The sequence below is a fragment of the Streptomyces inhibens genome, from assembly GCF_022221585.1.
In the GTDB taxonomy this organism is placed as follows: domain Bacteria; phylum Actinomycetota; class Actinomycetes; order Streptomycetales; family Streptomycetaceae; genus Streptomyces; species Streptomyces inhibens.
This window is the reverse complement of sequence record NZ_CP084681.1, coordinates 8011782-8036778: the sequence shown is the minus strand read 5'-3', so window position 1 is coordinate 8036778 and position 24997 is coordinate 8011782. Positions and strand designations below refer to the sequence as shown.

At 70.3% G+C, this 24997-nt stretch carries 23 protein-coding genes and 2 pseudogenes; 14 read left to right on the top strand and 11 right to left on the bottom strand.

What is annotated here, in order from left to right; all coding sequences use genetic code 11:
* Positions 1-108: 108 nt before the first annotated feature.
* The 3 genes from KI385_RS36065 (at position 109) to KI385_RS36055 (ending at position 3040) form a co-directional block, all read left to right on the top strand.
* Complete coding sequence (locus tag KI385_RS36065) at positions 109-1149, top strand: hypothetical protein (protein WP_238576239.1); 1041 nt, start codon at positions 109-111, stop codon at positions 1147-1149.
* A gap of 41 nt (positions 1150-1190) precedes the next feature.
* Positions 1191-2024: an aldo/keto reductase gene (locus KI385_RS36060; protein ID WP_238576238.1), complete on the top strand. Its 834-nt coding sequence runs from the start codon at positions 1191-1193 to the stop codon at positions 2022-2024.
* A gap of 224 nt (positions 2025-2248) precedes the next feature.
* Entirely contained in the window at positions 2249-3040 is a 792-nt protein-coding gene (locus KI385_RS36055; RefSeq protein ID WP_238576237.1) for a VOC family protein, read from the top strand.
* Between the two features lie 20 nt (positions 3041-3060).
* Here the strand turns inward: KI385_RS36055 and KI385_RS36050 are convergent, their stop codons facing one another.
* Complete coding sequence (locus KI385_RS36050) at positions 3061-3975, bottom strand: class I SAM-dependent methyltransferase (protein ID WP_238576236.1); 915 nt, start codon at positions 3973-3975, stop codon at positions 3061-3063.
* 120 nt (positions 3976-4095) lie between these two features.
* Here KI385_RS36050 and KI385_RS36045 point away from each other — a divergent pair, with 120 nt between their 5' ends.
* From KI385_RS36045 to KI385_RS36035, 3 genes are all read left to right on the top strand, one after another.
* Positions 4096-5169, top strand: a complete 1074-nt coding sequence (locus KI385_RS36045; RefSeq protein WP_238576235.1) for a DUF1266 domain-containing protein — start codon at positions 4096-4098, stop codon at positions 5167-5169.
* 55 nt (positions 5170-5224) lie between these two features.
* A complete protein-coding gene (locus KI385_RS36040; protein ID WP_238576234.1) occupies positions 5225-6604 on the top strand; it encodes a cryptochrome/photolyase family protein in 1380 nt (459 codons plus the stop codon).
* Between the two features lie 116 nt (positions 6605-6720).
* On the top strand, positions 6721-7662 hold the full coding sequence (locus tag KI385_RS36035; RefSeq protein WP_238576233.1) for a YihY/virulence factor BrkB family protein: 942 nt from the start codon (positions 6721-6723) through the stop codon (positions 7660-7662).
* A gap of 34 nt (positions 7663-7696) precedes the next feature.
* Here KI385_RS36035 and KI385_RS36030 read toward each other — a convergent pair whose 3' ends face one another.
* Positions 7697-8008 (bottom strand): 4a-hydroxytetrahydrobiopterin dehydratase, encoded by a 312-nt coding sequence (locus tag KI385_RS36030; RefSeq protein ID WP_128511752.1) that lies wholly within the window; start codon positions 8006-8008, stop codon positions 7697-7699.
* A 174-nt stretch (positions 8009-8182) separates the two neighbouring features.
* Between KI385_RS36030 and KI385_RS36025 the strand changes: the two genes are divergently transcribed.
* Both KI385_RS36025 and KI385_RS36020 read left to right on the top strand, forming a co-directional pair.
* The gene (locus KI385_RS36025) at positions 8183-10060 is read left to right on the top strand and encodes a hydroxysqualene dehydroxylase (protein WP_238576232.1); all 1878 of its coding nucleotides are present in this window, start codon (positions 8183-8185) and stop codon (positions 10058-10060) included.
* A 102-nt stretch (positions 10061-10162) separates the two neighbouring features.
* Positions 10163-10978 (top strand): helix-turn-helix domain-containing protein, encoded by an 816-nt coding sequence (locus KI385_RS36020; protein ID WP_238576231.1) that lies wholly within the window; start codon positions 10163-10165, stop codon positions 10976-10978.
* A gap of 83 nt (positions 10979-11061) precedes the next feature.
* Here KI385_RS36020 and KI385_RS36015 read toward each other — a convergent pair whose 3' ends face one another.
* The 4 genes and pseudogenes from KI385_RS36015 to KI385_RS36000 form a co-directional block, all read right to left on the bottom strand.
* Entirely contained in the window at positions 11062-11490 is a 429-nt protein-coding gene (locus tag KI385_RS36015; RefSeq protein ID WP_238576230.1) for a nuclear transport factor 2 family protein, read from the bottom strand.
* Positions 11491-11822: 332 nt separating this feature from the next.
* Positions 11823-12152 (bottom strand): annotated as a pseudogene (locus tag KI385_RS36010) (transposase); the annotation flags it as partial.
* 177 nt (positions 12153-12329) lie between these two features.
* Positions 12330-13034, bottom strand: a complete 705-nt coding sequence (locus tag KI385_RS36005) for an NAD-dependent epimerase/dehydratase family protein (RefSeq protein ID WP_238576229.1) — start codon at positions 13032-13034, stop codon at positions 12330-12332.
* Between the two features lie 233 nt (positions 13035-13267).
* On the bottom strand, positions 13268-13894 hold the full coding sequence (locus KI385_RS36000) for a LysE family translocator (protein ID WP_238576228.1): 627 nt from the start codon (positions 13892-13894) through the stop codon (positions 13268-13270).
* Between the two features lie 196 nt (positions 13895-14090).
* On the opposite strand from KI385_RS36000, the gene KI385_RS35995 reads away from it, so the two are divergent.
* Complete coding sequence (locus KI385_RS35995; protein ID WP_238576227.1) at positions 14091-15092, top strand: GTP pyrophosphokinase; 1002 nt, start codon at positions 14091-14093, stop codon at positions 15090-15092.
* 183 nt (positions 15093-15275) lie between these two features.
* Positions 15276-15446: pseudogene (locus KI385_RS44725) on the top strand (SDR family oxidoreductase); the annotation flags it as partial.
* A 25-nt stretch (positions 15447-15471) separates the two neighbouring features.
* On the opposite strand, the gene KI385_RS35985 reads toward KI385_RS44725, so the two are convergent.
* Positions 15472-15789 (bottom strand): helix-turn-helix domain-containing protein, encoded by a 318-nt coding sequence (locus KI385_RS35985; protein WP_425357016.1) that lies wholly within the window; start codon positions 15787-15789, stop codon positions 15472-15474.
* Between the two features lie 321 nt (positions 15790-16110).
* Here KI385_RS35985 and KI385_RS35980 point away from each other — a divergent pair, with 321 nt between their 5' ends.
* The 3 genes from KI385_RS35980 (at position 16111) to KI385_RS35970 (ending at position 19575) form a co-directional block, all read left to right on the top strand.
* Complete coding sequence (locus tag KI385_RS35980; RefSeq protein WP_238576225.1) at positions 16111-16884, top strand: thioesterase II family protein; 774 nt, start codon at positions 16111-16113, stop codon at positions 16882-16884.
* 127 nt (positions 16885-17011) lie between these two features.
* A complete protein-coding gene (locus KI385_RS35975; RefSeq protein WP_238576224.1) occupies positions 17012-18223 on the top strand; it encodes a hypothetical protein in 1212 nt (403 codons plus the stop codon).
* A gap of 299 nt (positions 18224-18522) precedes the next feature.
* Positions 18523-19575, top strand: coding sequence for a fatty acid desaturase family protein (locus KI385_RS35970; protein WP_238576223.1), 1053 nt, complete (start codon positions 18523-18525; stop codon positions 19573-19575).
* Here the strand turns inward: KI385_RS35970 and KI385_RS35965 are convergent.
* Positions 19502-20887 carry an amino acid permease gene (locus KI385_RS35965; RefSeq protein WP_238577999.1) on the bottom strand — a complete coding sequence of 462 codons (1386 nt, stop codon included), beginning with the start codon at positions 20885-20887 and terminating at the stop codon, positions 19502-19504. The genes KI385_RS35970 and KI385_RS35965 overlap by 74 nt on opposite strands.
* A 271-nt stretch (positions 20888-21158) precedes the next feature.
* A complete protein-coding gene (locus KI385_RS35960) occupies positions 21159-21362 on the bottom strand; it encodes a hypothetical protein (RefSeq protein ID WP_238576222.1) in 204 nt (67 codons plus the stop codon).
* 168 nt (positions 21363-21530) lie between these two features.
* Here KI385_RS35960 and KI385_RS35955 point away from each other — a divergent pair, with 168 nt between their 5' ends.
* Positions 21531-22337, top strand: coding sequence for a hypothetical protein (locus KI385_RS35955; protein ID WP_238576221.1), 807 nt, complete (start codon positions 21531-21533; stop codon positions 22335-22337).
* A 211-nt stretch (positions 22338-22548) separates the two neighbouring features.
* Here KI385_RS35955 and KI385_RS35950 read toward each other — a convergent pair whose 3' ends face one another.
* Entirely contained in the window at positions 22549-23712 is a 1164-nt protein-coding gene (locus KI385_RS35950) for an MBL fold metallo-hydrolase (protein WP_238576220.1), read from the bottom strand.
* A 61-nt stretch (positions 23713-23773) separates the two neighbouring features.
* Positions 23774-24988, bottom strand: coding sequence for an aminotransferase class I/II-fold pyridoxal phosphate-dependent enzyme (locus KI385_RS35945; RefSeq protein ID WP_238576219.1), 1215 nt, complete (start codon positions 24986-24988; stop codon positions 23774-23776).
* Positions 24989-24997 lie beyond the last annotated feature (9 nt).

The window sequence follows — 24997 nt, the reverse complement described above, 5'->3', positions numbered from 1 at the left end:
GCCGTCCCGCCCGCGCCGCTCGCCTCCGATCCGCCTCCCCCGTACGGCGGAGGCGGATCGGCCGCAGGCCTGACGTCCAGGAGGCCGGCGCCGACCAGACTCCGGGCCATGGACTCTCGCCGCCTCACCGTTCTCGGCCGGATCGCGGTCTTCGCCTGCGCGCCGTACCTCACCCTCAAGCTGCTGTGGGTGCTGGGCTTCGACATCGGCGTCGTCGACACCCAGCGCTTCAGCCGCGCCGTATGGGTCGCGGCCAATGTCTTCACCTTCCTCCTGGATGCGATCGCGGCGGCGGTGGCGTACACCCTCACCCGCCCAGCTGGCCGCCGCGCCCCGCCCTGGCTGCTGGCCTTTCCGCTGTGGATGGCGTCCGGGCTGCTCGTCCCGCTGGTGACGGGCGTGGTGGGCGGCAGCCTCGCCGGCCTCGTCACGGGTGCCGACAACCCGATGTCCCGCGGTGACTTCCTCGCGCCCTGGGTCGTCGGCGTCGTCTACGGCGGCTTCATCATCGAGGGCGGCACACTGCTCGGTGCCTTCGCGGTGTACGCGCACCAGCGCTGGGGCGGTCTGCTGCGCCGCCCGCTGGGCGCGCTTCCGGACACCGGCACCCGGGCGCTGCAACGGATCTTCCTGGCGCCCGCCGCGGTGCTGCTCGCCACGCTCGGCACCGTCCACGTCCTGTGGGGCGCCGGCTCGACGCTGGGCATGGAAGCGGCCGAGGTGGCGGCATCCACCGTCATCAGCTCCGCCTCGGACTGGGCCCAGGGCCTGTTCACTCTGCTCGGCGCCGCCGGGATACTGCTCCTGCTGTTCCCGCGCCTGCGGCCCCGGCTCCCGGTGCGTATCCCGCTCGCCCTGGCCTGGGTCGGCAGCGCCTCGGCTTTCGCCTTGGGCGGCACGCTGTGGCTGGGCCAGGCGGTGACCGACGGCCTCTCCCCCGGCGCGTCCGCGGTCCCCGGCGGGCTCCCGGGACTGGTCGGCGCCCTGGAACTCTTCGCCGGGCTCGTGGTGCTGTGCGGCGGCGCCTTCACACTCTGCGAACTCACCACACTCTGCGAACTCACCGCCGCGGCACGCACACAGGAACGCTCCGCATTTTCCTCAACGCATCGGCATGCACGGGAATGCGCGACGGCGGATGATCGTTGACATCGCAGAACACGAAAGTCGACGTAAGGACCGATTCCCCCGTGAGCAAGGTTCCTTCCCTCACGCTCAACAACGGCATCGCGATGCCCCAGCTCGGCTTCGGCGTCTGGCAGATCGAGGACGACCAGGCGTTCACCGTCGTCGGCCAGGCCCTGGAGGCCGGTTACCGCAGCATCGACACCGCGGCGGTCTACGGCAACGAAGCGGGTACGGGCAGGGCACTCGCCGCTTCCGGCATCGCCCGTGACGAGCTGTTCGTCACGACCAAGCTCTGGAATTCCGAGCAGGGCTACGACTCCACGCTGCGCGCCTTCGACGCCTCCCTGACCAAGCTCGGCCTCGACCATGTGGACCTCTACCTGATCCACTGGCCGCTGCCCTCCAGGGACCTGTCCGTCGACACGTACAAGGCCTTCGAGAAGATCTACGCGGACGGCCGCGCCAGGGCCATCGGCGTCTCCAACTTCCTGCCCGCGCACCTGGAGCGGCTGCTGGGCGAGACTTCCGTCGTCCCGGCCGTCAACCAGATCGAACTGCACCCGCAGTTCCAGCAGGCCGAGTCCCGCGCCTTCCACGCCCGGCACCACATCGTCACCGAGGCCTGGTCGCCGCTCGGCCAGGGCAAGGGGCTGCTGGAGGACCCGACGATCGCCCGGCTCGCCGCCAAGCACGGCAAGACGCCCGCCCAGGTGGTGCTGCGCTGGCACCTCCAGATCGGCAATGTCGTCATCCCGAAGTCCGTCACCCCCTCGCGCATCGCCGAGAACATCGACGTCTTCGACTTCGAGCTGGACGACGCGGATCTCGCCGCCCTCGCCGGCCTGGACTCCGGCAACCGCCTCGGCCCGGACCCGGCCACCTTCGACATGGCCTGACCCTCGCCCCCGTAAGGCGCCGCCCGGCCGGTCCGGGCGGCGCCTCGGCGTACGGGGCGCGGCCCATCCGAGTGGCGGGCTCGGCGGACGGCAGGAAGTGTGGAGGGTGAGCGTGCGGTGGCCGCTGCGGAGCACCGACAGGGGCGCGGACGCTCTGTTCCGCTCTGCTCTGCTCCTCCCCGATGCCTCAAGGGCATGGGGGGTGCTCCCTCCAGGAGGCCACGATGCCTGACGTCACTTCTGCCTACCGGCCCGGAACCCCCTGTTGGGTCGACCTCGCGGCCCCCGACCAGCAGGGCGCCATCGACTTCTACTCCAGCGTCTTCGGGTGGACCGGCGAGGTCGGCCCAGCGGAGACCGGCGGGTACGCCGTGTGTCGGCTGAACGGCAAACCGGTGGCCGGCATCATGGCCGCGGTCCCGATGGGCGGCCAGCCCGCGCCGCCGACCGTATGGACCACCTATCTGGCGGCCGCCGATGCGGATGCCACCTCCCAGGCGGTGAGCGATGCCGGCGGCACGCTCCTGATGCCCGTCACGGACGTGATGACGCTCGGCCGGATGTGCATCGCGGCCGACCCCACAGGAGCGGTGTTCGGCGTCTGGCAGGCCGTGGACTTCCCCGGCGCCGGCATCGTCAACGAGCACGGTGCGCTGATCTGGAACGAGCTCAACACCACCGACCGGTCCGCCGCCTCCGCCTTCTACCGGGCTGCCATCGGCGTGGAGAGCGCCCCCCTGGAAGGCGCCGAGAACTACTACGCGCTCAAGGTGAACGACCACCCGGTGGGCGGTATGCAGCCGATGTCCGAGCAGATGCCGCCCGACACCCCCTCGCACTGGCTGGTGTACTTCTCGGTGGCGGACACCGACGAGACGGTCGAGAAGGTGACCGCGGCCGGCGGCGCCGCGCTCCAGCAGCCCTTCGACATGATCGCCGGCCGGATGGCCGTGGTGACCGATCCGCAGGGCGCGACCTTCGCCGTGATCAACCCGAAGCCGATGAGTCAGGGCTGACCGCCGCCGGTGGCCGGCGGTTACCGGGCACGAGCGGTGTGCACGGTCTGCGCAGACAGCAGAAAGGCGTCGGGCCGGCGGGTGATCCCGGCGGCGTCGTGGGGATCGGTGAGGCGGGCGAGGGTGGTGAGGTCGTCCTCGTCGAGGCGGTCGCCGTACACGTCGATGCCGCGGGTCAGGCTGGTGCGGACGTAGGCCCGTGCCTCGGCGGACAGCGGCGCCGGAAGGTCCAGCAGGAAGCTGCTGGAGCGCGGGGTGCGCAGGCCGGCGTCGGCGAGGAAGGCGGGCCAGTCCTCGATGTCGTCGGCCGAGCCGGGCAGCGCCCTGCGCATCTCGGTGAACCACTCCTCGGTGACCGCGTCGAGCCGGGACTGCAGCCCCGGGCGGCCGATGCCGATGTCGCGCGGCAGGTAGCGGGGGGCGAGGCCGCCCTCGGCGATGGCGAGGAGTCCGCCGGGCCGCAGACGGCCGGCGAGGGCGGCGACCGCGGCGCGCTGGTCGCCGACGTGGTGCAGGGCCTTGCTCGACCAGATGAGGTCGGCGCCGCCGAGGGCGTCGAGCCCGTCCGGGAGTTCGGCGAGGTGGGTGTGGATCCGGTCGCCGAGTCCGAGGCGGACGGCGCGGGCGCGGGTGCGTTCCAGGAGCGGCTCGGTCGCATCCACCGCGACCACCTCGGCGTGGGGGAAGGCGCGGGCCAACAGGCCGGTGACGACGCCCGGTCCGCTGCCGATGTCGAGCACCCGGCGCACGCCGTCGGGTCCGGAGCCGGCTGCGCCGGTGAGCAGTTCGCGCAGCCAGGCCGCGGCCTGTTCGTAGAGGGGGGTGTGCAGCTCGGCGCCCTGTTCGAGGAGCGGGCCGAGTTCGGCCCAGTCCAGCTGCGCGCTGTCGTGGGTGTGGTGGCTGTGCCCGTGTCCGGGGCGGTCGTGAGTGGTCATGGATCGAGCCTCCGTCAGCGGTGGCGCGGGGGGCAATCTTTGTTGCGGATCCGGCAACCCCAGCTTCTGGCGGGAGAAGGACGGACCGTAGGGTCGTGGCTTGTGGCTACTCCGGGATGGATGCCGCCGACGGATATCGAGCGGCGGCTGTGCGAAGCGACGGCGCGTGGTGACGTGGACGGACAGGTCGCGGCGATCGCCGGTGAGGATCTGTATCTGGCGGTACCGCAGCAGGGCCCGGACCCGCTGCCCGTTTACGACGACCCGGCGACGGGTGGTAAGTGCATTCCGGTCGTGACGCGCGGGATGCTGCCGCCGTGGCAGCCACAGCAGTTCTTCGACCGGGTGTCGGTCGAGGAGCTGGCGCAGGACTGGCCGAACGACAAGTGGCGGCTCGCGGTCAACCCCGGGACGCCGTGCGCCGCGTATCTGGCCGCGACGCCCGCGCACCGCGCCGGCTGGCTGCGGATCCGCGCCCAGGTCGGAGTGCGGCCCGGCGGGCTGCTGGTCACGCACTTCGGCGGTCCGCTGCACGGCCCCGTCGCACAGGGGCTGGCGTGTGGTGCGCCGCTCGCGGTGCACCACAGCCTGCCGTGGAACGAACTCGGTACGGCCTTCCTCGACCACGCGTCGGACGCGCAGACCCTGCGCGAGCAGTGGTCGGTGGCCGACCCGGCCACTTGGCAGCAGCGCCTGGACCAGCTGCTCGGCGGGCAGTTCGTACCGGCCGATACGGAGTCGGCGCTGCGCGCACGGGCCCGCGGCCGGGACGCGGCGGACAAGGAAGAGGCGCCGGAGGCGGCCGGCTCCGAGGGAGCCGCGGACGCGCCCGCGGTCCCGGAGCTGGTGACCAAGTACGAGGAGCGGTTCCGAACCGACGGTCTGCTGCCCGCGGACGGCCGGGTGGTGTCCCTGGTCGCCCTGGATTACGCGCATGCCGTCGCACTCGTCCGCTGGGGTCTGGGCGCCCGGTTGTGCGCGCCGCAACAGGCCGAGCAGGCCGTGGCGCAGGCCGGCGCGCGGGCCAGGGAGGCGTACGGCTCGTGGGAGGAGTTCGCCGCGGGCTATGCGCTGGGCCGGCTGCTGGCGTCCGACAACGGCTGGTTCGGGCCGCAGTACGCGGAGACCGTGCACCTCCACCGGGTCCTCACCCAGGACCCGGCCTCGCCGTGGCGGGGGCTGCCGTTCGCCTGACGGGCGCGGTGCCACCGTGCGCTCGCGGCGCCCTGGTTCGGTGTAGACGTAGGTCATGGAAGCCGCGATCTGTCTGTTCAGCTCCGATCTCCGGCTGCACGATCAGCCGGTGCTGCATGCCGCGCTGCGCTCCGCGGCGCGCGTGGTGCCGCTGTTCGTGGTCGATTCGGGGATCGCGGACGCCGGATTCATGGTGCCCAACCGGGCCGCGTTCCTGGCCGATGCGCTGGCGGATCTCGACGCGGGACTGCGTGAACGGGGCGGTTCCCTGGTCATCCGTACGGGGGATGTGGTCGCGGAGACCTGCCGGGTGGCGACGGAGACCGGGGCCGGGCAGGTGCATCTCGCGGCCGGGGTGAGCGGCTATGCGCTGCGCAGGGAGCGGCGGTTGGGCGACGGGCTGGCGGCGGCGGGGCGGGCGCTGGTCGTCCACGATGCGGTGATCACGGCGGTGCCGCCGGGCGCGCTGCTGCCCTCCGGCGCGGACAAGGACCACTTCGCGGTCTTCACCCCGTACTTCCGGCGGTGGCAGGCCGAGGGGCCCCGGCCGGTGCTGCCCGCGCCGCGGTCCGTACCGGTTCCGGCGGGGGTGCGTTCCGAGGACGTGCCGTCGGCGGCGGTGCTGTGCCCCGGCGGGAAGACGTCGCCCGTGCTGCCGGAGGGCGGCGAGCGGGCGGGGCGCCGCCGGTTCGGGGCATGGCAGCGGTCGGGGATGGCCGATTACGAGGACCGGCAGGACGATCTGCCGGGCGATGCCACCTCGAGGCTGTCCCCGTATCTGCACTTCGGATGTCTTTCGCCGGTGGAGCTGGTGCACAAGGCGGCCGACCGGCCGGACGCCGGCGCCGAGGCGTTCGTACGGCAGCTGGCCTGGCGGGACTTCCATCACCAGGTGCTGGCCGCCCGCCCGGACGCGGCGCACGCCGACTACCGCACCAGGGGCGACCGCTGGCGGCAGGACAGCGCCGAGGTGGCGGCGTGGAAGGAGGGCCGTACCGGCTTTCCGGTGATCGATGCGGCGATGCGGCAGCTGCTGCACGAGGGGTGGATGCACAACCGGGCCCGGATGCTGGCGGCGAGTTTTCTGACCAAGACGCTGTATGTGGACTGGCGGGTGGGTGCGCGGCACTTCCTGGATCTGCTGGTGGACGGCGATCTGGCCGACAACCAGCTCAACTGGCAGTGGATGGCGGGCACCGGCACCGACACCCGGCCCAACCGGGTGCTCAATCCACTCGTCCAGGCCCGGCGGTTCGATCCGCACGGCGACTATGTGCGGCGCTGGGTGCCGGAGTTGGCAGGCCTCGCGGGCGCGGCGGTACATCAGCCGTGGCGGCTGACGGGGCCGGAGCGCGCGGCGTACGCCTATCCGGAGCCGCTGGTGGACCTGGCGGACGGGCTGGTGCGGTTCCGGCGGGCGCGCGGGCTGGAGTAGCGGACGGGGCCCTGGACGGTCACCGGACGGGGCCGGCCGCGGCCGGGCTCCTGGTCGTCGGCGGTCGCTCCGCCGGGGGATGATGCAGACGGATCGAGCGAGAGGACGGATGCGACATGGGCGGGAGCGATATGCGCCGTGGGCTGGACCGTACGCTGCTGGACCGGGCGCTCGGGGCGGTCGGGCCGAGGCAGCCGGCCGTGCCGACCTGGGCACAGGTCCGCACCGCGCTGCGCCGTACGCCACTGTCCGTGTGGCACGACGATGTGACGGACTGGGCGGCGAGCCTGACGTACTACTCCGTGCTGGCGCTGCTGCCGTCGCTGATCGTCACGGTGTCGCTGATCGGTCTCGCCGACCCGGCGGCCACCGAGCAACTCATCAACCAGATCAGCTCGATCGCCCCGGCCCAGTCGGGCCCGACCGTGCACCGTGCGCTGCTCGGCATGGCGCACCAGCGCACCGCCGCGTGGGTGGTGGTGGGCGGCGCGCTGGTCAGTGCGCTGTGGTCGTCGTGCAGCTATCTGGCCGTGTTCCGCCGGGCGCTGCACGCCATGCACCGTACGAAGGACGACCGGCCGCCGTGGCGGAAGGCGCCGCGCATTCTCGTGACGGCGCTGCTGCTGATGGCGCTGCTGATCAGCAGTGCGGTGGCACTGCTGGTCAGCGGGCCGATCGCGACCGCGCTGGGCCGGGCGGTGGGGCTGGGCGAGGCGGGCGAGGCGACCTGGAATCTGCTGAAGTGGCCGCTGCTGCTGCTCCTGGCCACGGTGCTGGCGATGGTGCTGTTCCGTTCCGGGCCGCCGAGTTCCCGTGGGGTGCGGCGGGCGGCGCCCGGTGGGGTGGTCGCGGTGCTGCTGTGGCTGGTGTCGTCCGCGGGCTTTGCGCTCTACGCCTCGTACGTGGGCACCTTCAACCGGCTGTACGGCTCGCTCGCGGGGCCGGTGGTGTTCTTGATCTGGTTGTGGTTCTCCCATCTGTCGCTGCTGTCCGGTGCCCAGTTCAATGTGGAGCTGGCGCGTGCGGGACGGGTGGTGAAGCCGCGCGTCGGCGACTGATGTCCCCGCCTGGCCGGTGGCGGCTCGCGTGGGGTCAGCGGGCGCCGTGGGCCGGGGCGATGTCCTCGATACGGCGGGCGAGGCCGAAGTCGAGGTGGGTGATCCGGCCGCCGATGCTGTGGGTGTTCACCGCGACGGCGAGCCGGTTGTAGCCCAGGGTCAGGTCGGCGTGGTGCCCCAACTCCTCCTGGATCTGGGCAATATGGATGACCATGGCGGCGGCGGGGAAGTGCCCGTGGAAGGCGTAGCTGCGGCGCAGCAGCTCGCCCTCGGCGGACCAGCCGGGCAGCTCCGCGAGGCGGTCCTCGATCTCCTTGTCGCTGAGCGGTTCCACCTGAGCGTTCATGGCACTGGCCTCTCGCCGTACGTCGACTGCCGGACAGTTCCAGCGTGGCACGCCGAGGACACTTTCGCGCCAATGTACGGACGGTGAGCCGTCGGCCTTCCCTGCGTCGGGCGGCCCTTCTACGCTCCTGCGCCTGACATGCACCGTTACCGACGGTAAGTAGGGGCTCAGGACATGGACAGTACCGGCACAGACGAAGGCAACGGCGCAGGGGCGGGCAGCGGCGAAGGCGCGCACGCAACGGGTGACGCCGGCAGCACACGGCGCGGCTTCGTCCGCGGGGCGGTGGGCGGCGCGCTCGCCCTCGGCGGTACGGGCGCCGGCGGTGCCGCGGCCGCCGCGGCACCCCGCCCCACGACCGCACGGGCCGGACGGACGGGTCGGGCCGCCCGCACCGTCGCCGTCCTCGGCGGCGGGGTCGCCGGCCTCACCGCCGCCCACGAACTGGCCGAACGCGGCTATCAGGTCACCGTCTACGAACGAAAGCCCAAGGGCCTCGGCGGCAAGGCCCGCAGCATGGACGTCCCAGGCAGCGCCCGCGGCGGCCGGAAACCGCTGCCCGGCGAACACGGTTTCCGCTTCATCCCGGGCATCTACCACAACCTCCCCGACACCTTGCGCCGTATCCCCTTCCCCGGCAATGCGCACGGCTGCCACGACAACCTGGTCGCGTCGACCGAGGTGATGCTGGCCCGCACCGGCGGCCGGGAGAACATCCGCTTCCCGTTCTCCTCGCTCGGCACTCCCCCACCCGTGCTGACCCCGGACGCCCTCCTCCGGATGCTGACCGGCCTGCTGGAAACCGTCACCCACCTCCCCGCCCACGAGATCGCCTACTTCGCCAACCGGCTGCTGGTCTTCTTCACCAGCTGCGAGCAGCGCCGCCTCGACGTCTGGGAGCACACACCGTGGTGGCGCTATCTGCGGGCCGACGAGATGTCCGCCGACTACCAGCGGCTGCTGGCCATCGGCATGACCCGCAACATCGTCGCGACCAAGGCCGAGATCGCCTCCACCAAAACGGTCGCCACCTGCGGCGAGGCGTTCCTCTTCAATCTGCTCGGCCGGGGCGCGGACGGCGAGCCCGACCGGGTACTGAACCTGCCCACCAACGAGGCGTGGATCGACCCCTGGGTGGCCCATCTGCGCTCCCTGGGCGTGCAGTTCCGGCTCGGCTGGTCCGTACGCGATCTGGCCCTCGCCGACGGCAGGATCACCGAAGCCGTGGCGACGGACCCGAACGGTGCCCGGAAATCCATCACCGCCGACCACTTCGTCCAGGCGATGCCCGTCGAGCACGCCCGCGCGACCTGGAACGCCTCCGTACGGGCCGCCGACCCCCAACTGGCCCGCTGCGACGCCCTGCAGACGGACTGGATGACGGGCATCCAGTTCTACCTGACCGAGCCCACCCCCATCCTCCACGGGCACATCAACCACATCGACACACCCTGGGCGCTGACCGCGGTCGGCCAGGCCCAGTACTGGAAGAGCCGGGACGTCCCCGCCGACTACGGCGACGGATCGGTCGCCGACTGCCTCTCCGTGGACATCTCCGAATGGAACAACCCCGGGATCCTCTACGGCAAAACCGCCAAAGAGTGCACCAGAGAGGAGGTGGCCCGCGAGGTCTGGGCCCAGATGAAGTCCGGCCTCAACGACACCGGCACCGCCGTACTGCGCGATGCCACCCTCCACTCATGGTTCCTCGACCCGGCCGTGGACGGCCTCGGCACACCGCACCCCACCAACGACGAACAGCTGCTGATCCACCCGACCGGCACCTGGTTCCACCGCCCCTCCTCCCGTACGGCGATCCGCAACCTCTTCCTCGCCGGCGACTACGTGGCCGTGGACATCGACCTGGCGACCATGGAGGGCGCCAACGCCTCGGCCCGCCAGGCGGTCAACGCACTCCTGGAAGCGGACGGTTCGCCCGCCGCCCCCTGCACCCTCCACCGCCTCTACCGCGCCCCGGAGTTCGAGCCCTTCAAAACCGCCGACGCCACCCGCCACCGCCTCGGCCTGCGCAACGTCTTCGACTTCGGCTGAAGCACCTGGCTGGGCACGTCGCCGGCTCGCCGCCCGTACGGGCCGGGGCACGGTCCCCCTCCCGTACGGAAAGCCGACCCCCCATCGACTACCGTCCCTCCCATGACGACTGCTGCGGCGCCCTCGCCGGGAACAACAACGAGTGTGGGCACACTGTTGCGCGAATGGCGCGACCGGCGCCGGATCAGCCAGCTGGAACTGGCGCTGCGCGCCGACTCCTCCGCCCGGCACATCAGCTTCATCGAGACCGGCCGCTCCCGCCCCAGCCAGGAGATGGTGCTACGGCTCGCCGAGCACCTCGACATCCCCGTACGGGAACGCAACGCCCTGCTGATCGCCGCGGGCTACGCCCCCACCTTCCCGGAGACACCGCTGGACGACCCGTCCATGGACGCCCTCCGCTCCGGCATGGAACGGCTCCTGACCGGCTACGAACCGTTCCCCGCCCTGGTGGTGGACGGCATGTACAACGTGCAAGCGGCGAACCGCGGCATCACCATGCTCCTGGAGGGCGTCGCCCCGTCCCTCCTCCAGCAGCCGCTGAACGCCATGCGGATCACCATGCACCCGGAGGGCCTGGCTCCCCGCATCCGCAACTACCTGGAGTGGCGCGCCCACCTCCTCTCCCAAATGGAGCGGCAGTTGGCCCTCCTGCGGTCCTCACCCCTGCGCGCCCTCTACGACGAGGTGAGCGGCTACCCCCTGCCCCCGGGCGGCGACGAGGTGGCGGCCTTCGGCGAACACGCACCGTTCGCGCTCCCCATGATGATCGAGCACCACGACACGGTGCTGTCCTTCATCTCCACCATCGCCACCTTCAACACCCCGATGGACGTGACCGTCTCCGAACTGGCAGTGGAAACCTTCCTCCCCGCCACCCCGGAAACAGCCACCTACCTACGGAACCTGGCCCCGTGACAAACGCACCGGGCCGGCTCACCTCACCGACGCACACCGTCGGTCCACATCGCTGGTCCACATCACCGACTCACAACGCCGGCTCACACACCGGGCACCCGATCCAAAAACCCGAGCACAGACCGGATCCGGCCGTCCTCACCCAGCCGCACCACATCAAAACCGGCCACCGGCGCCGAACCGTCCGCCACACTGACCAGCTCCCACCCGAACCGCGCGATGTCATGGTGCCCGTCCACACCCGGCAACGGCCGGAACACAAACCCGGGGAACTGCGCATGCGCCCCCGCGATCGCGGCCCTCAGCCCCTCGTGCCCCGCGACATCCGCCAACGGGTCGGTATAGGTGGCCTCCTCATCGAACGCCGCGGCAACGGCCTTGCCGAGCGCCCCCTCCTCGGTGGCATTCCACGCCTCGAAGTACCGCGCAACGGCCACCGCATACCGGTCGTCCACCGACGCGCCCTGCTGAACGGCCTGCTCCTGAGCACTCTGCTGCTGATGCTGCGTCATCACATACTCCTCATAAGGTCCGAACGTCACCACCGAAACCGGTCCACGGGCCGGAGTGCGCCGGCCCGTGCACCGACACCCTCACTCTGCCGCGCGGTGAACCAGCGGTCGATTACGCCGGAGGTAATGGCGGAGGGGCCTGCGCACGTGGCTGCGGTGCAGGTCAGGGGGTGACCTGCAGCGCAGCCACGGTTCAAGGGGAGCCGAACAGGGAGTCACGGGCCAGAGAGATCAGGCGTCCAAGCTGGGTCCCGAGGCGCCAGAGCCCTCTACTCCAAAGATGTCGTCGGTCGCTCCGGCTCCCTCCATGATCACAGGAGGCAGCTACCGGCGGGCAGTTCGCTCTGCCCGCGCTCGCGACGGTGCGGGACGACCAGCCCGGTGCCGCGATAGCCGCCGTCAGCAATCACCGTGGTGTCCCCGACGGTGCCCTTGGCGCCGGACAGCTCCCACGCCTTGCAGTCGTTGCGGTTGCCGGGCAGAGGCCGGCCCAACACGACAACGAGGCAGGTGTCGGCGTCGATGACGACCTGGTGACTGGTCGAGTACCGATAGTTCATCGACTTCTCGGCCACAGCGTGGTCACGGGTGGGCACCAAGGTGCCCTCCACAATGAGCACGGAGTCCTTGCGGAACCGCTTGCGGGGCCGCAGCGCCGGCAGAGCTCACGGCACGGGCTCAGCCCGGCGAACGGGGCTGTCCAGGACGGCTCCAACGCCGTGATCACACCAGCCACCCCGAGCTCATTTCACCGTGCCCAGCAGCTACGGGACGGCTGAATGCGGTGTCTCACGACGTTGGTTCCACGGAAGTCGTCGAGGGCGAGCTGAGCCGTCCGATCACTCATGGGCCCGGCCCGCCGCGGCATCGCGCAATAGTTGCCGGACTCCGCGAACAGGTCGGTAACCGAACGCGTTTGCGGCGGCAGTCGAGTCGTACACCCGGTCCGGGCGATCGGGCACTGGCCACCCCTGGTCGCGGAATGCCTGGAAGACGTCCGGAACCCGTTCGGCGAGCACCGCGCCCGCATCGCGGGAAAGGGCAAGGCAGTCTTCTCGGTGAAATGGGTGCGGCCCGGAGATATTGAACCTTCCGGTCACGGTGGAGTGCGTCACGGCCAGGACCCCCACCGCTGCTACGTCGGCCACGTCGACTGCCCGGTGCAGCAGGCGGCAGGCCCGCACAGGCAGTGGCTCCGGAAAGCATCGCGATATGCGCAGCGTGACCGAAGAAACGGCGCAGGCGGCGACCAGCTCCTCTGCAGCCAGTTTGGTCTCGTCGTAGATGTCCCTGGGAAGCGGCGTGAGCTGCTCGTCCACCCAGACCGCACGGTCGGTGGGCACCAGGGCATGTCCGTACACACTCGTACTGCTGATGTAGAGAACCCGCCGGGCGCCGAGGCCGGCAGCATCGTCGAGCAGGCCCGCAGTCGCACCGACGTTCACGGCTCGGAACTCTTCATCGGCCAGGCGCCCGACGTGCGGGGCGTGCAGCGCGGCAGTATGGACCAGGGCATCGGCCGACTGCAATGCGGCGAGCCGCACGGGCCGGTCTCACAGGTCTCCGATGACACTCGTCCAGCGGCCGGGAACCCGGTCCACGCCGCGGACCACCCAGCCAGCTGCGTCGAGTGCCGCAGCCAGGGCCGCTCCGACCAGGCCCGAACTTCCCGTAACCGCAACCAGCCCAGCAGGGGCTCTTTTCGTCGCTCCGTGCACGCGTCCGACTGTACTGCGTGGAACCGATCTCCTGAGATGGCACAACTAAAAGGGAGGACTCAGCTCGCAGTTGCGGTTCGAATCCCCAGGGCGATCAGCACGGCTCCCGCCAGACGGCTCATCCCACATCGGAACCGAGGTGTGTTGATCGTTGTGCGCGCGGCGGCGACCACAGACGTCCAGAACAGCAACCACACCAGCACGACGGCCACATGCGCGGCCGCGAGCGTCGCGATCTGTGGCGCGATGGGGTGGCTGGACGTGAGGAACTGCGGCACCAGGGTGAGATAGACCGACGCCGCCTTCGGATTGAGGACGTTGGACCACAGCCCCTGACCAAAGCCCCCGAGCCGGGCCCACGGCAAGCGCCATCGCCTCGCTGCCGTTGGTTCGACGCTTCGTCGCGTTGAGCGCCACGTAGTCACGCCCAACCAGATGACATAGATGCCGCCCAGAAGCTTCACCGCCGTCAACGCCCGAGCCGACGACATGACCAGAGCCGACAAGCCAACCGCGGCAAACGTTGCGTGCGCCAAGAGTCCACACGCTGAGCCGAATGTGGCGCGCACGCCATCGGACCGCGAACCCGCGATCACCTGCTGCGTGACGAGGGTGAAGCTGGTGCCAGGAATCAATGTGAGGGGTGTGACTGCGGCTACGAAGCCGAGTACCTGATGCCACTGCACACAACGAGCCTACGCAACAGGCACACGCCAAGCCACCGGTTCCCCCGTCCTGTTCGGGGCAGGCCAGATCCGGACCAATCGCGCCCACATCGACTAGAAGATCATTTATGGACAGCCCTTAGTGCCAGAAGTTCGATGCAGTTCGCGTTCCAAGAAACACGCCACGGCCTGCCCAACCAGTCCCTACCATGGGTTCATGGCCAGAGAAACGCGGGCGGAAATCCGTCAGAAGTTCGCGGAAAACGAAGCACAGTACCAGGATCTCAGGACCGAGATCCTTTACTGCCTAAAAAAGGCACTTTCCGCACCTGATTCGGTAAAGATTCATTCAATCACCGCCCGGGTGAAGTCCCTGGACAGCTTTCTTGAGAAGATAGACAGAAAATTATACACATCCCCATTCGATCAGTCCGAAGATCTCGTCGGGGCACGGATTGTCTGCCTCTTCCTGGCCGACTTGTCAAACATACAGCGCATACTTCATGAAACCTTCGAAGTCATTTCAGAGGAGGACAAGGTAAACGAGGGAGACGCATCCTCCTTCGGATACATGTCCCACCATTACATTTGTCGACTTTCATCGACGCACTCGGGCCCTAGATATGACGCCATCAAGAGAATCAGTTTCGAAATCCAGGTCCGCACGATCCTGATGGACGCCTGGGCGAACATCTCCCACTACCTGGCATACAAGAACGAAGAAAGTATTCCGGGCGACCTGGTGCGCGACTTCCACGCCCTGAGCGGTCTGCTTTACGTAGCGGACAGGCAGTTTCAGAGTCTGAACCGAGACGCAGCACATTCGGCAGCCCAGGCGGAGAAGGAAGTTTTTCAGAGCGAAGAGATCCAGAGCTCCGCAATCAACACCGATACGGTGAGTGCCCTGTTTCGGCGGCAATACCCGGACCGCACCCACGTCGGAGAAAAGCAAATTGCCGAATTCATCGCCGAGTTGGCGTGGATCGATCTGTACGACCTTCGAGAGCTGGCAGATATCCTTCGAGATAACCATGCCGGAGCACTCGATTATGAAGAAGAATATCCGCCCGGAAGGGATGCTGACGGCATCTTTGGGGATGTAGGGCTGGCTCGTACCGCTCTGGCAATCCACAGCCCGGCCTACGCGATGCGCAAATACCCTAAGCGTGCGTTTCAGAGGCACTCAAAATTTCGCAAGAACTCTGACGATCAAAAGTAATCTGCTCTGCGAAGAGTGACTGTGACTCATCATCGAGCTCGCCACAACGGTGCATGACGGTTGTCATTTGGCGCAGGACATCGGCATCAAATAGGTGGCACGCCATCAGCCTCAGGCGCCCAGGACATCCTGAGACTGCATCAGGCTGATGGATGGGCTCCCTCATGCGGACAAAGCGCGGCGGTGGGCTACGCCGCGCAGAACATCCGGGTCAATGCCATCGCTCCGGCCGCCACGCTGAGCGAGATGCTGGAGAAGTGGCTGACGACCGACGAGGCCAAGCGGGCGATGGCCGCGCAGACCCCGCTGAACTTCATCGCGCTGCCCGATGACATGGCGCGGGTGGCGCTCTTCCTGCTCTCGGACGAGTCCCGCTGGATCACCGGCACGGTGCTCCCCGTGGACGGCGGCGCGCGGCCGCCTGAGCCCGGAGCGCCTGTGGCGGCGGCTGCGCCTCTTCCACGACGTACCGTCCGGAGGCCAGTTCCTGGTGCAGGTCCTGGCGCCGTTTGACCTGCAACTTGCGGTAGACGCACGTCAGATGCTGCTCGACGGTGCTGACGGCGATGAACAGTTCACCGGCGATTTCACGGTTGGTGCGGCCGCGGCCGGCCAGGACGCACCCTCGGCGTTCGGCCTGCGCACCGCGCAGGGTGCCCTTGCCGGAGAGCACGCGGTTCACCTGCGCGACCGGCATCGACTGTCGGTGAACGCTGTCAACTCGGCGCTTCGGTAAGACTCGTGGAACGTACCGCGATGATCAGGGAAGATCAGCGGGGTGTAGAGATAGGCACCGTCGATGTCCAGAGGTTCCATGGATGTCGTCCTCGGGTTCCCAGCCGGGCGGTGGTGGACGGGGGCCTTGGCAACGTACGGCACCGGACGCTCCCTCCAGTACGCCTATCAGCACCGGAGGGGTGCCCCTACATGGGGCAACGGACCGATTCAGGGGGCGCGGGGTGTCCCGCGGCCGTCGAGGGGCAGGCGTCACCAGACGCGAAAGGGATGACGGGTAAAGATGGCAGCAGAGCGCAACAGCACCTGGACGAGGCGATTCCGGCCGGCGCCGGACGCGCCCTCCCATCTGGTCTGCTTTCCGCACGCGGGCGGATCGGCCGGGTGGTATCTGTCAACCGCCCGGGCGCTGGCCCCCGCCGTGGACGTACTGGCCGTCCAGTACCCCGGCCGGCAGGACCGGCTCCGTGAGGCCCCCATCGGGGACGCCCACGCCCTGGCGGATCGCATCACGGAGGAGCTCCGCGCAGGGTGCGACCGCCCGGTCACCCTGTTCGGGCACAGCCTCGGGGCCACCCTGGCCTTCGAGGTGGCCCTGCGGCTGGAGCGCGCCGGCATCGCACCACTGGGCCTGATCGTTTCCGGCCGGCGTGCCCCGTCCCGCCATCGCCCGGGGCAGATCCACACACTGGACGACGCCGAACTGATCGCCGCCACGGAACAGTTGGGCGGCATGGACACCCGTCTGCTCAACGACCCGGAAATCCTCCGGCTGGTCCTGCCGTCCCTCAGGAGCGACTACCGCGCCGCGGAGACCTACCGCTGGCGGCCGGACACCGCGCTGCGCTGTCCCGTGCTCGCCATGACGGGCGACCACGACCCCCAGGCGCCCACCGAAGACGTGCAAGCCTGGTCGGCGCACACGTCCGGAACGTTCACCCTCAAGACCTTCACCGGAGGCCACTTCTACGTCAACGACCACCTGGAGGCGGTGCACCGGGCCATCATGGCGTTCATCGACAGCCGGGCACCGTCCCGGATCTTCCGGGACGCCTAGGGCACGCTGACACCTGCCCCGGGGCGCTTCGGGGCGGCCGGCGCCACCGGCTCGACCGCCCCTCCCTGACTGTATGTTCGGAGTGATCATCGTCGCGGGGGCGGGATCGCGGAGGACGAGGGGACGCATGGACACGGCTACCGTCACGGCACGGCTGGATCAGGCCCGCACTGCCGACGCGCGCGAGCGCGACCGCCTCTGCGACGAGGTGGTCGCCGAGTTGCTGGCAGCAGGCTCCCCGCCCGCCTTCGAGGTGCGCTCGGCCGACCTCGACTCGGACCCGTACTTCATATGCGCCGACCGCTACTGGCGCCGTCGCTTCCAGGACCGGCCGACGGTCCGTACGGCCCTGGAGTGCGCCCATTGGATGACGGACCATGCGACGGACGGGAGTTGGGGCGCGGTCGCCGAACAGTGGGGGCTCGGCAACGGGTTCCTCAACCGCGGGAGTGTGGAGTCGGCGACCGAGCTCGCGGCGGTGGGCGAGGCGGCCACCGGTGCCGCGGGCGAGCGCATCGCGTTCTTCCTCACCCTCTTCCACGTGGGCAAGCTGCGGGCGAACTTCTGCTTCGACGAGCTGCACACGGTCCTGGCCTCCTCGCCCCTGGCCCTGGCTGCCGGATCCCTCCGCCAGGAGCCCGTCTTCGTGGCGCTCCAGGCCTTCGCCGCGTTCGGCAGCCGGGCACTGACCGTCGGGTACGCCACCGACCTGCTGGAGCGGGCCTGGTCGGCGCCGGGGCGTAGCCGCCACACCGTGGACATCTGCCTCAACGGGCTGGCGTTCGCCGCTCCCTTCGAGGGCCAGGGTGAGCTGCTGCGCATCCACGCGGAGGAGGCGGTGCGGGCTTATCCGCGCGACCATATGTTCCACGCCCGGCTCGCCACCGGGCTGCATATGTGCGGACGGCACGATGCCGCGCTGGAGAGCATCGACACGGCCCTCACGCTGCTGGCGGCGAGCGCCACCGCCAGTCTCGGTGTCCTACAGGACCAGTACCTGACCAGGCGGGATGCGATCCAGGAGGGGCGACTGCGGGCCCTGCGGGACACGGAGCAGCAGCGCCGCTGGGATCAACAGGCCGCTGCCAACGCCCAGTTGGAGCGCTCCTTGCACACCTCGTCCGTGCGTGTCGTCGAGGTCGTCGCCGTCTTCACGGCCGCCATCGCCTTCGCCGTCGGCTCCCTGCAAGTCACCCTGACCGGCACGCTTCCCCTGACCGACCGCCTCTGGCTCCTGGCCGCACAGGGCGCGGGCCTGGCGCTCTTCGCGCTGCTGGTGGTCGGCGGAACATGGCTGATCACCCGGGGCCGCCGCCGGGACGACCGCGGGAGCGGGTGACGGTCGCCCTCGGCGCAGGGCTCCCGGCGTAGGCCTTCGGCGCAGGGCTCCCGGCGCAGGGCTCCCGGCGGCGAGCCGGTGCCAGTGCCGGCACTTCCGCGCGATCGCGTTGCCGCGCCCCCGGGCCGGCGAGCCAATGCCCCGAAAGAAGCGGCCCGGACACCGTCACCCGCGCCCCAGGCCGTCACCCACACCCTGGGTGGTGTGGCCAGCACCCCCACCACCCCCAGATAACCCCCCGGCCGGTTCGGGGGCGGACCGGCTGTCGAGGGCCGGGGCGGGTCACAAGACTCGGTCGTATGACGGTGAGCCTTGAATTTCCTTCTCCGTCCGGGGTTCCGGCAGCAGGCTCCGGCAGTGATTTCGCGCGGCTGTTGCGGCGCATCGTGGCGGCCGGGCTGCTGAAGCGCCGGCCCGGCTACTACGCCGTGCGGCTCTCGCTGGTGACCGCGGCGTTCGCCGGGGGCTGGGCGGCGTTCTTCGTGCTCGGCGACAGCTGGTGGCAGCTGGCGGTGGCCGCCTTCCTGGCCTTCGTCTCCGGGCAGATCGCGCTGGTCACCCATGATGTGGCGCATATGCAGGTGTTCCGTGGGCGTCGCCCGAGTGAGATCGGCGGTCTGCTGTTCGGCAATCTCGGCGTCGGGATGTCGTACGGCTGGTGGATGAACAAGCACACCCGGCATCACGCCAACCCCAACCATGAGGAGCTGGACCCGGACGTCTCGCCCGACATCCTGGTGTGGTCGACGGACCAGGCGCGGGCCGCCACCGGGCTGCCCCGGTTCATCGGCCGCTATCAGGCGCAGCTGTTCTTCCCGCTGCTCACGCTGGAGGGGTTCAACCTCCGGGTGTCGAGCATCCGGGCGCTGCGGTCGCCCACGATGAAGCACTGGGGGGCCGAGGCGGCGCTGCTGCTGGCGCACCTCGTCCTCTATCTCGGTGCCCTGTTCCTGGTGCTGTCGCCCGGCAAGGCGCTGGCGTTCCTGCTCCTCCACCAGGCCGCCTTCGGCGTCTACCTGGGCTGCACCTTCGCGCCCAACCACAAGGGCATGCCGACGCTGACGGGCGACGCCCGGCCGGACTTTCTGCGCCGGCAGGTGCTGACCTCACGCAATGTCCGGGGCGGGCTGCTGACCGACTTCCTGCTCGGTGGGCTCAACTACCAGATTGAGCACCACCTCTTCCCCGGCATGCCGACGCCGCATCTGCGCCGTGCCCAGGTGATCGTGCGCGCCTACTGTGCCGAGCTCGGGGTTCCGTACCACGAGACCGGGCTGGTCAGGTCGTACGCGGAAGCGCTGCGCCATCTTCATCGGGTCGGCGAACCGCTTCGCGCTGCGGGGGCGTCGTAGGCGCGGCCGCAGAGGTCTCCTCCTGACGTCCCGTGCGGCGGGCCGCCATCCAGGCGTAGACGAGGATGCCGGCGAACAGGAACAGCACGCCCTGGTAGATCGCGGCGTAGCCGGCGCCGGCGACGAGCCAGAAGGTGAAGCCGAAGGCGAGCAGGGCGAGGGTCAGATCGCGCACGAAGCGGGCCGGGCGGACCTTGTCACGGCGGCCGGTGAGCAGGAAGTAGACCTGGGCGCCGGCGGCGAGGAGGTAGGGCACGGTCGCCGAGAAGGTGGTGATCAGCACCAGGATCTCGAAGACGCCACCCGCTCCGCTCAGGTAGTTGATCACGGTCAGGGCGCTGGCCAGGACGCCGGCGGCCAGCACACCGAAGGTCGGCACGCCCCGCCGCTTGGTCAGGAACGGCGCCGGGAACAGCCCGTCCTTGGCGGCGGCGTACGGGGACTGGGCGCTCATCAGGGTCCAGCCGTTGAGTGCGCCGATGATCGAGACGACGGCCGCGCCGGCAACGACGGCGCCGCCCCACTGCCCGCCGAACATCGCGTTCACCGCGTCCGAGAACGGCGCCTTGGAGTTCACCAGCTTGTCGTGCGCGACGGTGCCGAAGACGGCGAGGGTGCCCAGGAGGTAGACCACGGCGGCGCCGACGGTGCCGAGGACGGTGGCCCGGCCGACGTTCCGCTCCGGGTCGCGGACCTCGCCCGCGCTCATCGCCGCGGACTCCACGCCGACGTAGCTGTAGAGGAGGATCGCGGCCGCGGAGGACATCCCGCCGAGCGCACTGCCGCTGCCGGCGTTGAACGAGCCGAGGTTGTCCGGGTCGAAGAAGAACAGTCCGACGACGGCGATGAAGAGCAGCGGGATGAACTTGAGGACGGTGGAGACGAGCTGGACGGCGCCGATGTAGCGGGTGCCGGCGAAGTTCGCGAGGGCCGGCAGCCACAGCGCGCCCAGCGCCACCGCAAGATCGGTACCGGCGGAGGCATGACCGGGGAGAAGGACATGGACATAGCCGACGGCGGCGACCGCGAGCGCCGCGTTGCTGACCCAGGTCATGGTCCAGTACGACCATGCGGAGAGGAATCCGGCGAAGTCGCCGAACGCCTCGCGGGCGTAGACATAGGGGCCGCCGGTGTCCGGGTGCCGCTCGGCGAGCCGTCCGAAGACCAGGGCGAGGGCGATGGCGCCGAGGGTCAGTACGCCGAAGGCGACCAGGCTGACGGTGCCGAAGGGGGCCACCGAAGCCGGCAACAGAAAAATACCGCCGCCGATGATGTTGCCCATGACCAGGCAGGTGGCGGTCAGCAAACCCATCCGGAACGGCGGCTTGCCTTGAGTGTGCAGGTCAGAGCCGGTCTCGGGATGCTGAGCGGCAGGGCTGCGGTGCATGGATTGTGCGTCTCTCGTCTTGCCGGGTGCCCGAGGTCGCCGGGCAGAGCACATGGTCACCGCCTGGAGGGCACGCTTCAAAATCGCCGGGAATACTCCGGCCGAAGGCACCTCAGGGCGAAGGATCTCCGGCCCGACAGGCGCAGAGCAGTAAGCCCCGCCCTCCGGGCGAACGACGAGACTGTGCGGACAGGTCCTAGCCGAGCACGTGGCTGATGCCGCCCTGGCCGTCCGTACCGTTCCAGACCGCGGCTGCCAGCCAGAACGGGAACCAGGCCACCTGCTCCGGCAGGAACTGGGCGGTGAGGAGCCAGACGATGGGCAGGGCGGTAAACAGCAGACAGCAGCACAAGCCTCCCCTGCCCTGAGTGGCAGGCTGTGGCGTCGAGTTCGTGGACACCCGGAGAAAGGTAAGCGGCGCGCGCGGCCCGCACATGAGTACCCGTACCTACAGGGTCGCCTGCGCGAGGCGACCGTCGGACGCAGGTTCTCATGGCGGCGCTGGAAGGTAACCTTCCAGCGCCGCCTGTTCTTCCAGGAGTGCGGAGTGCCTGTGTATCCCCCCACCGTGATCATCGGCTTGCACGGGACCCTCAAGCGGAATCCGTGGTTCGACCGGGTTGTGGAGCAGGATCCCGAGGGCACTGTTGAGGAAGATCTGCTCGGTCTTGCGATCGATCGGGCCGGTTCCTACGGCTGGCAAACGCTGAGCAGCCGGCTGAACGAGGGCGGAAAAGTCACGGCACACCATGAGCCCACCTCGTGGGCTCATGAAGAGGTCGGCGGTGACTGGACACAGGATGGCCGGGTCCACCAGCTGGCCTGGCTGCAGGCCGGCGTTCTTACCGATCCGCCGCGTCCTGGTCTTCCCGTCCGCCCGATCGTCCTGGTGCTGTCCGAGACCTTGGCCCGCGTGGGTGCCGTCACGTTCACCGGCCTGCATGCCCTGCTGCCGTTGCAGGCGGCCGAGCGCAACACGGCTTTTCACCAGATCGAGTTGGCGCCGTGGTTCGGCCTGGCCGATCTGGATGCCCGGCACGAGGTGGTGGTGACCGTCTCCTGCCGTCCTGGGGAGGGCGGGGTGGGCGAGGACGATGCGCCGGCCGTGTGCGAGGCGGTGCGGGAGACGGCGCAGGGGGCGGTGAAGGTCTCCACGTCCGTGGCGGAGAGCGGTCTGCCGGGATTGGATCTCGATCTCGGCCGTGTGGTGCATGCCGAGGGGATGCATGAGGTGATGCGGTTCGGCTGCCGTACGCGGGAGTGGTCGCCGGATCTTGCGGTGTGGCTGGTGGAGATGGTCGCCGATGGTTTGCGTGGGGTGGGGCGGTTGGCGCCGGTGGTGGTGACGGCTTCGCTGGCATCCTCGCCGGCGTAGTCTCCGCCGGCACCGGTGGCAGCGGCCGCGGACGCCCCCGAGCCTGCTCATCGGCGGTGATCGACGGCTCGCGCCGCATCAGCGGGCTTTGTGCGGTGGAGCGTGGTCCGGAAGTGAGCGGGTCGGTGCCGACGATGTGGCCCCGGCCGGAGGCGAGTCGTAGCGGCTGTCGTGAGGCCCCGGGCCTGCCGTACGTGCCCCGCGCCGGTCGTCAGCGCTCGGCCAGCACCCGTGACGCCCCGACGGGCAGATCCCAGAGGTCCTCGCGGGGCCGGCCGGTGGCGGCCCAGGCGGCGCGGACCCGGTGCAGCGGCTCCAGGGGCGGCTCGCCGGAGAGCAGAAAGGTCGACCAGTGCATCGGGACCAAGGAACGGGCGCCCAGGTCCTGGCAGGCCCGTACCGCCTCCTCCGGGTCGGTGTGCACCGGCCGCAGCATCCAGCGCGGGTCGTATGCGCCGATGGGCAGCAGCGCCAGGTCGATGCCGGGGTAGCGGCGGCCGATCTCCTCGAACCAGTGGCCGTAGCCGGTGTCCCCCGCGAAGTGGATCCGCCGTCCGTCGGGGCCGGTGAGCACCCAACCGCCCCACAGGGAGCGGCAGGTGTCGGTCAGCGTCCGCTTGCTCCAGTGGTGGGCGGGGACGAAGTCGAAGCGTACGGGGCCGCCGGGGCCGGGCAGTTCGACCGCCTCCCACCAGTCCAGGTCGGTGACGTGGGTGAAGCCGCGCCGGCGGGCCCAGCGCGCCAGTCCGGCGGGGAGCAGCAGCGGGGTGTGGCGCGGCAGCCGCTTCAGGGTCGGGGCGTCGAGATGGTCGTAGTGGTTGTGGCTGATCAGGACGGCGTCGACGGGCGGCAGGTCCTCCCAGCGGACGCCTACGGGAGTGACCCGCGCGGGTGTGCCGAGGATCTTGCGGGACCAGACCGGGTCGGTCAGTACGGTCAGCCCACCCATCCGGATGATCCAACTGGCGTGCCCGGCCCAGGTGAGGGCGACGGTGGTGGTGCCTGCGGCCGGCATCGGGCCGGGCTCGAAGGGCAGTTGCTGGATCTCCAGGAGGGTCTCGGGGGCCGGGCGCAGTTTGCCCTCCCGCGCGATCCGGGCCAGCGCGCGGACTCCGGGCAGGGGCGCGGTCAGCCGGTGGGTGAAGTCCCGTGGCCAGCTGCGGGGTTCGCCCAGGGGGCGCGGTTCGGCCAACGGGGGCGGGGTGGCGTGGGGCAGGACCGGCGTGGCGGCGGTGGCGGTGCTGCTCTCGAAGGGCGGGCCCGGGCTCCGGCCCGCTCCCCCGCCCGGTCCGGCGCCGCCACCGGGCCGGTCGTACGGGAGTCGCTCGGCGTCGGCGGGCTGCTCGGCGAGGGAGCGCTCGGTCTGTTCGGTCATCGAGGGGCTCCATTCGGTGGACAGAACAGGGCGGGTTCGGGAGGGGGGAAGGGGCGGCGGATCAGCCGCCCGTGGCCGTCGTCAGTGCGGCCAGTGCACGCGACAGGGCGGTCAACGCCTCGATGATGTGCGGGAGTTCCAGCGGATCCGGCGCGTCCAGGACGCGTTGTCGCAGCTCCCGGTCGGCGCCGAGCAGCGCCTCGGCGCCCAGCCGTACCCGCAGGGCGGCCGGGTCATCGCCGAAGCGGTGTCCGCCGCGCGCCGCCCAGGGCGCCAACTTCCGTTCCAGCACGGTGGATTCCACGATGCCGTGGGCCACGAGGGGCCGGCGCAGCGGTTCGAGGTCGGCGTAGAGGTGGCTGCCGGAGTGCGGCGGACGGCAGACCGCGCCGGCCTCGGTGACGGTGTGGTGCAGCGCCGCGGTGAGCGTGCCGTACACCCGGGCGAGGGTGGCCGTCCTGGCGCGTACCGCGTCGGGTTCGCCGAGCGCATGGGTGACGGCGCAGCCGATCGGCCCGGGGAGCGGTGTACGCAGTGTGGTGAGGGCGTCCAGCACCGCGGCTCGCAGGACGGCGCCCCGTTCGGTGTCCGGGAAGCGGGCCAGCGCGGCGGGCCAGGCGGCGGGCACGAGCGTGGCCCGCAGGTCGGTCAGCACCACGACCTCGTCGGGCAGCATCTCGGCGGGGCTGAGCAGCACGGTGTCGTGCGGGTCGTGCAGCAGATCGCGGCGTGTCTCGTCGCTGATGATCCAGAGTCCTTCTTCGGCCGCCGCCTCACAGACCTCGTGCAGTTGTTCGGGCGCCGGGCAGGTGCCGGTGGGATCGTCGGCGACGGACAGCACCAGGACGCGCGGTGTGTCGCCGTGCATCCGGGCCCGCCGGACGGTCTCCAGCAGCGCGAACGGGTCGGGCATCCCGCCCGATTCCGCCGGTACGGGCGCGAGGTGCACCGGCCGGCCGAGCAGCCGGGCGGGTGACATGTACGACTCGGAGCAGGGCCGCGGCAGCACCACCGCGCCATCGGCCACCGCGTACAGCGCGAGGAGCAGGGCGGCCGCCCCGGGCGCGGCGAGGACCCGGTCGGGGGCGGTGGCCAGGCCGCGGCGCTCCCAGTAGCCGCAGGCGGCGGTGCGCAGCGGTGCGGCGCCGCCCGGGGGTTCGGCTTCGGTGCGGTCGGCGGCCGCGGAGAGGTGCGCGGCGAGGTCCGGCAGGACCGGCAGGCCCACCGGCGGATCCGGGGCCGGCTCCCGCTGCGGATCCCGGGCGGTCCGCTGCATCCGTACCTC

What these genes read in the sequence shown, in the direction of transcription:
- KI385_RS36065 (WP_238576239.1), top strand. Translation starts at nt 109, where the DNA reads ATGGACTCTCGCCGCCTCACCGTTCTCGGCCGGATCGCGGTCTTCGCC.
- KI385_RS36055 (WP_238576237.1), top strand. Translation starts at nt 2,249, where the DNA reads ATGCCTGACGTCACTTCTGCCTACCGGCCCGGAACCCCCTGTTGGGTC.
- KI385_RS36050 (WP_238576236.1), bottom strand. Translation starts at nt 3,975, where the DNA reads ATGACCACTCACGACCGCCCCGGACACGGGCACAGCCACCACACCCAC.
- KI385_RS36045 (WP_238576235.1), top strand. Translation starts at nt 4,096, where the DNA reads ATGCCGCCGACGGATATCGAGCGGCGGCTGTGCGAAGCGACGGCGCGT.
- KI385_RS36040 (WP_238576234.1), top strand. Translation starts at nt 5,225, where the DNA reads ATGGAAGCCGCGATCTGTCTGTTCAGCTCCGATCTCCGGCTGCACGAT.
- KI385_RS36035 (WP_238576233.1), top strand. Translation starts at nt 6,721, where the DNA reads ATGGGCGGGAGCGATATGCGCCGTGGGCTGGACCGTACGCTGCTGGAC.
- KI385_RS36030 (WP_128511752.1), bottom strand. Translation starts at nt 8,008, where the DNA reads ATGAACGCTCAGGTGGAACCGCTCAGCGACAAGGAGATCGAGGACCGC.
- KI385_RS36025 (WP_238576232.1), top strand. Translation starts at nt 8,183, where the DNA reads ATGGACAGTACCGGCACAGACGAAGGCAACGGCGCAGGGGCGGGCAGC.
- KI385_RS36020 (WP_238576231.1), top strand. Translation starts at nt 10,163, where the DNA reads ATGACGACTGCTGCGGCGCCCTCGCCGGGAACAACAACGAGTGTGGGC.
- KI385_RS36015 (WP_238576230.1), bottom strand. Translation starts at nt 11,490, where the DNA reads ATGACGCAGCATCAGCAGCAGAGTGCTCAGGAGCAGGCCGTTCAGCAG.
- KI385_RS35995 (WP_238576227.1), top strand. Translation starts at nt 14,091, where the DNA reads ATGGCCAGAGAAACGCGGGCGGAAATCCGTCAGAAGTTCGCGGAAAAC.
- KI385_RS35985 (WP_425357016.1), bottom strand. Translation starts at nt 15,789, where the DNA reads ATGCCGGTCGCGCAGGTGAACCGCGTGCTCTCCGGCAAGGGCACCCTG.
- KI385_RS35980 (WP_238576225.1), top strand. Translation starts at nt 16,111, where the DNA reads ATGGCAGCAGAGCGCAACAGCACCTGGACGAGGCGATTCCGGCCGGCG.
- KI385_RS35975 (WP_238576224.1), top strand. Translation starts at nt 17,012, where the DNA reads ATGGACACGGCTACCGTCACGGCACGGCTGGATCAGGCCCGCACTGCC.
- KI385_RS35970 (WP_238576223.1), top strand. Translation starts at nt 18,523, where the DNA reads ATGACGGTGAGCCTTGAATTTCCTTCTCCGTCCGGGGTTCCGGCAGCA.
- KI385_RS35965 (WP_238577999.1), bottom strand. Translation starts at nt 20,887, where the DNA reads ATGGGTTTGCTGACCGCCACCTGCCTGGTCATGGGCAACATCATCGGC.
- KI385_RS35950 (WP_238576220.1), bottom strand. Translation starts at nt 23,712, where the DNA reads ATGACCGAACAGACCGAGCGCTCCCTCGCCGAGCAGCCCGCCGACGCC.
- KI385_RS35945 (WP_238576219.1), bottom strand. Translation starts at nt 24,988, where the DNA reads ATGCAGCGGACCGCCCGGGATCCGCAGCGGGAGCCGGCCCCGGATCCG.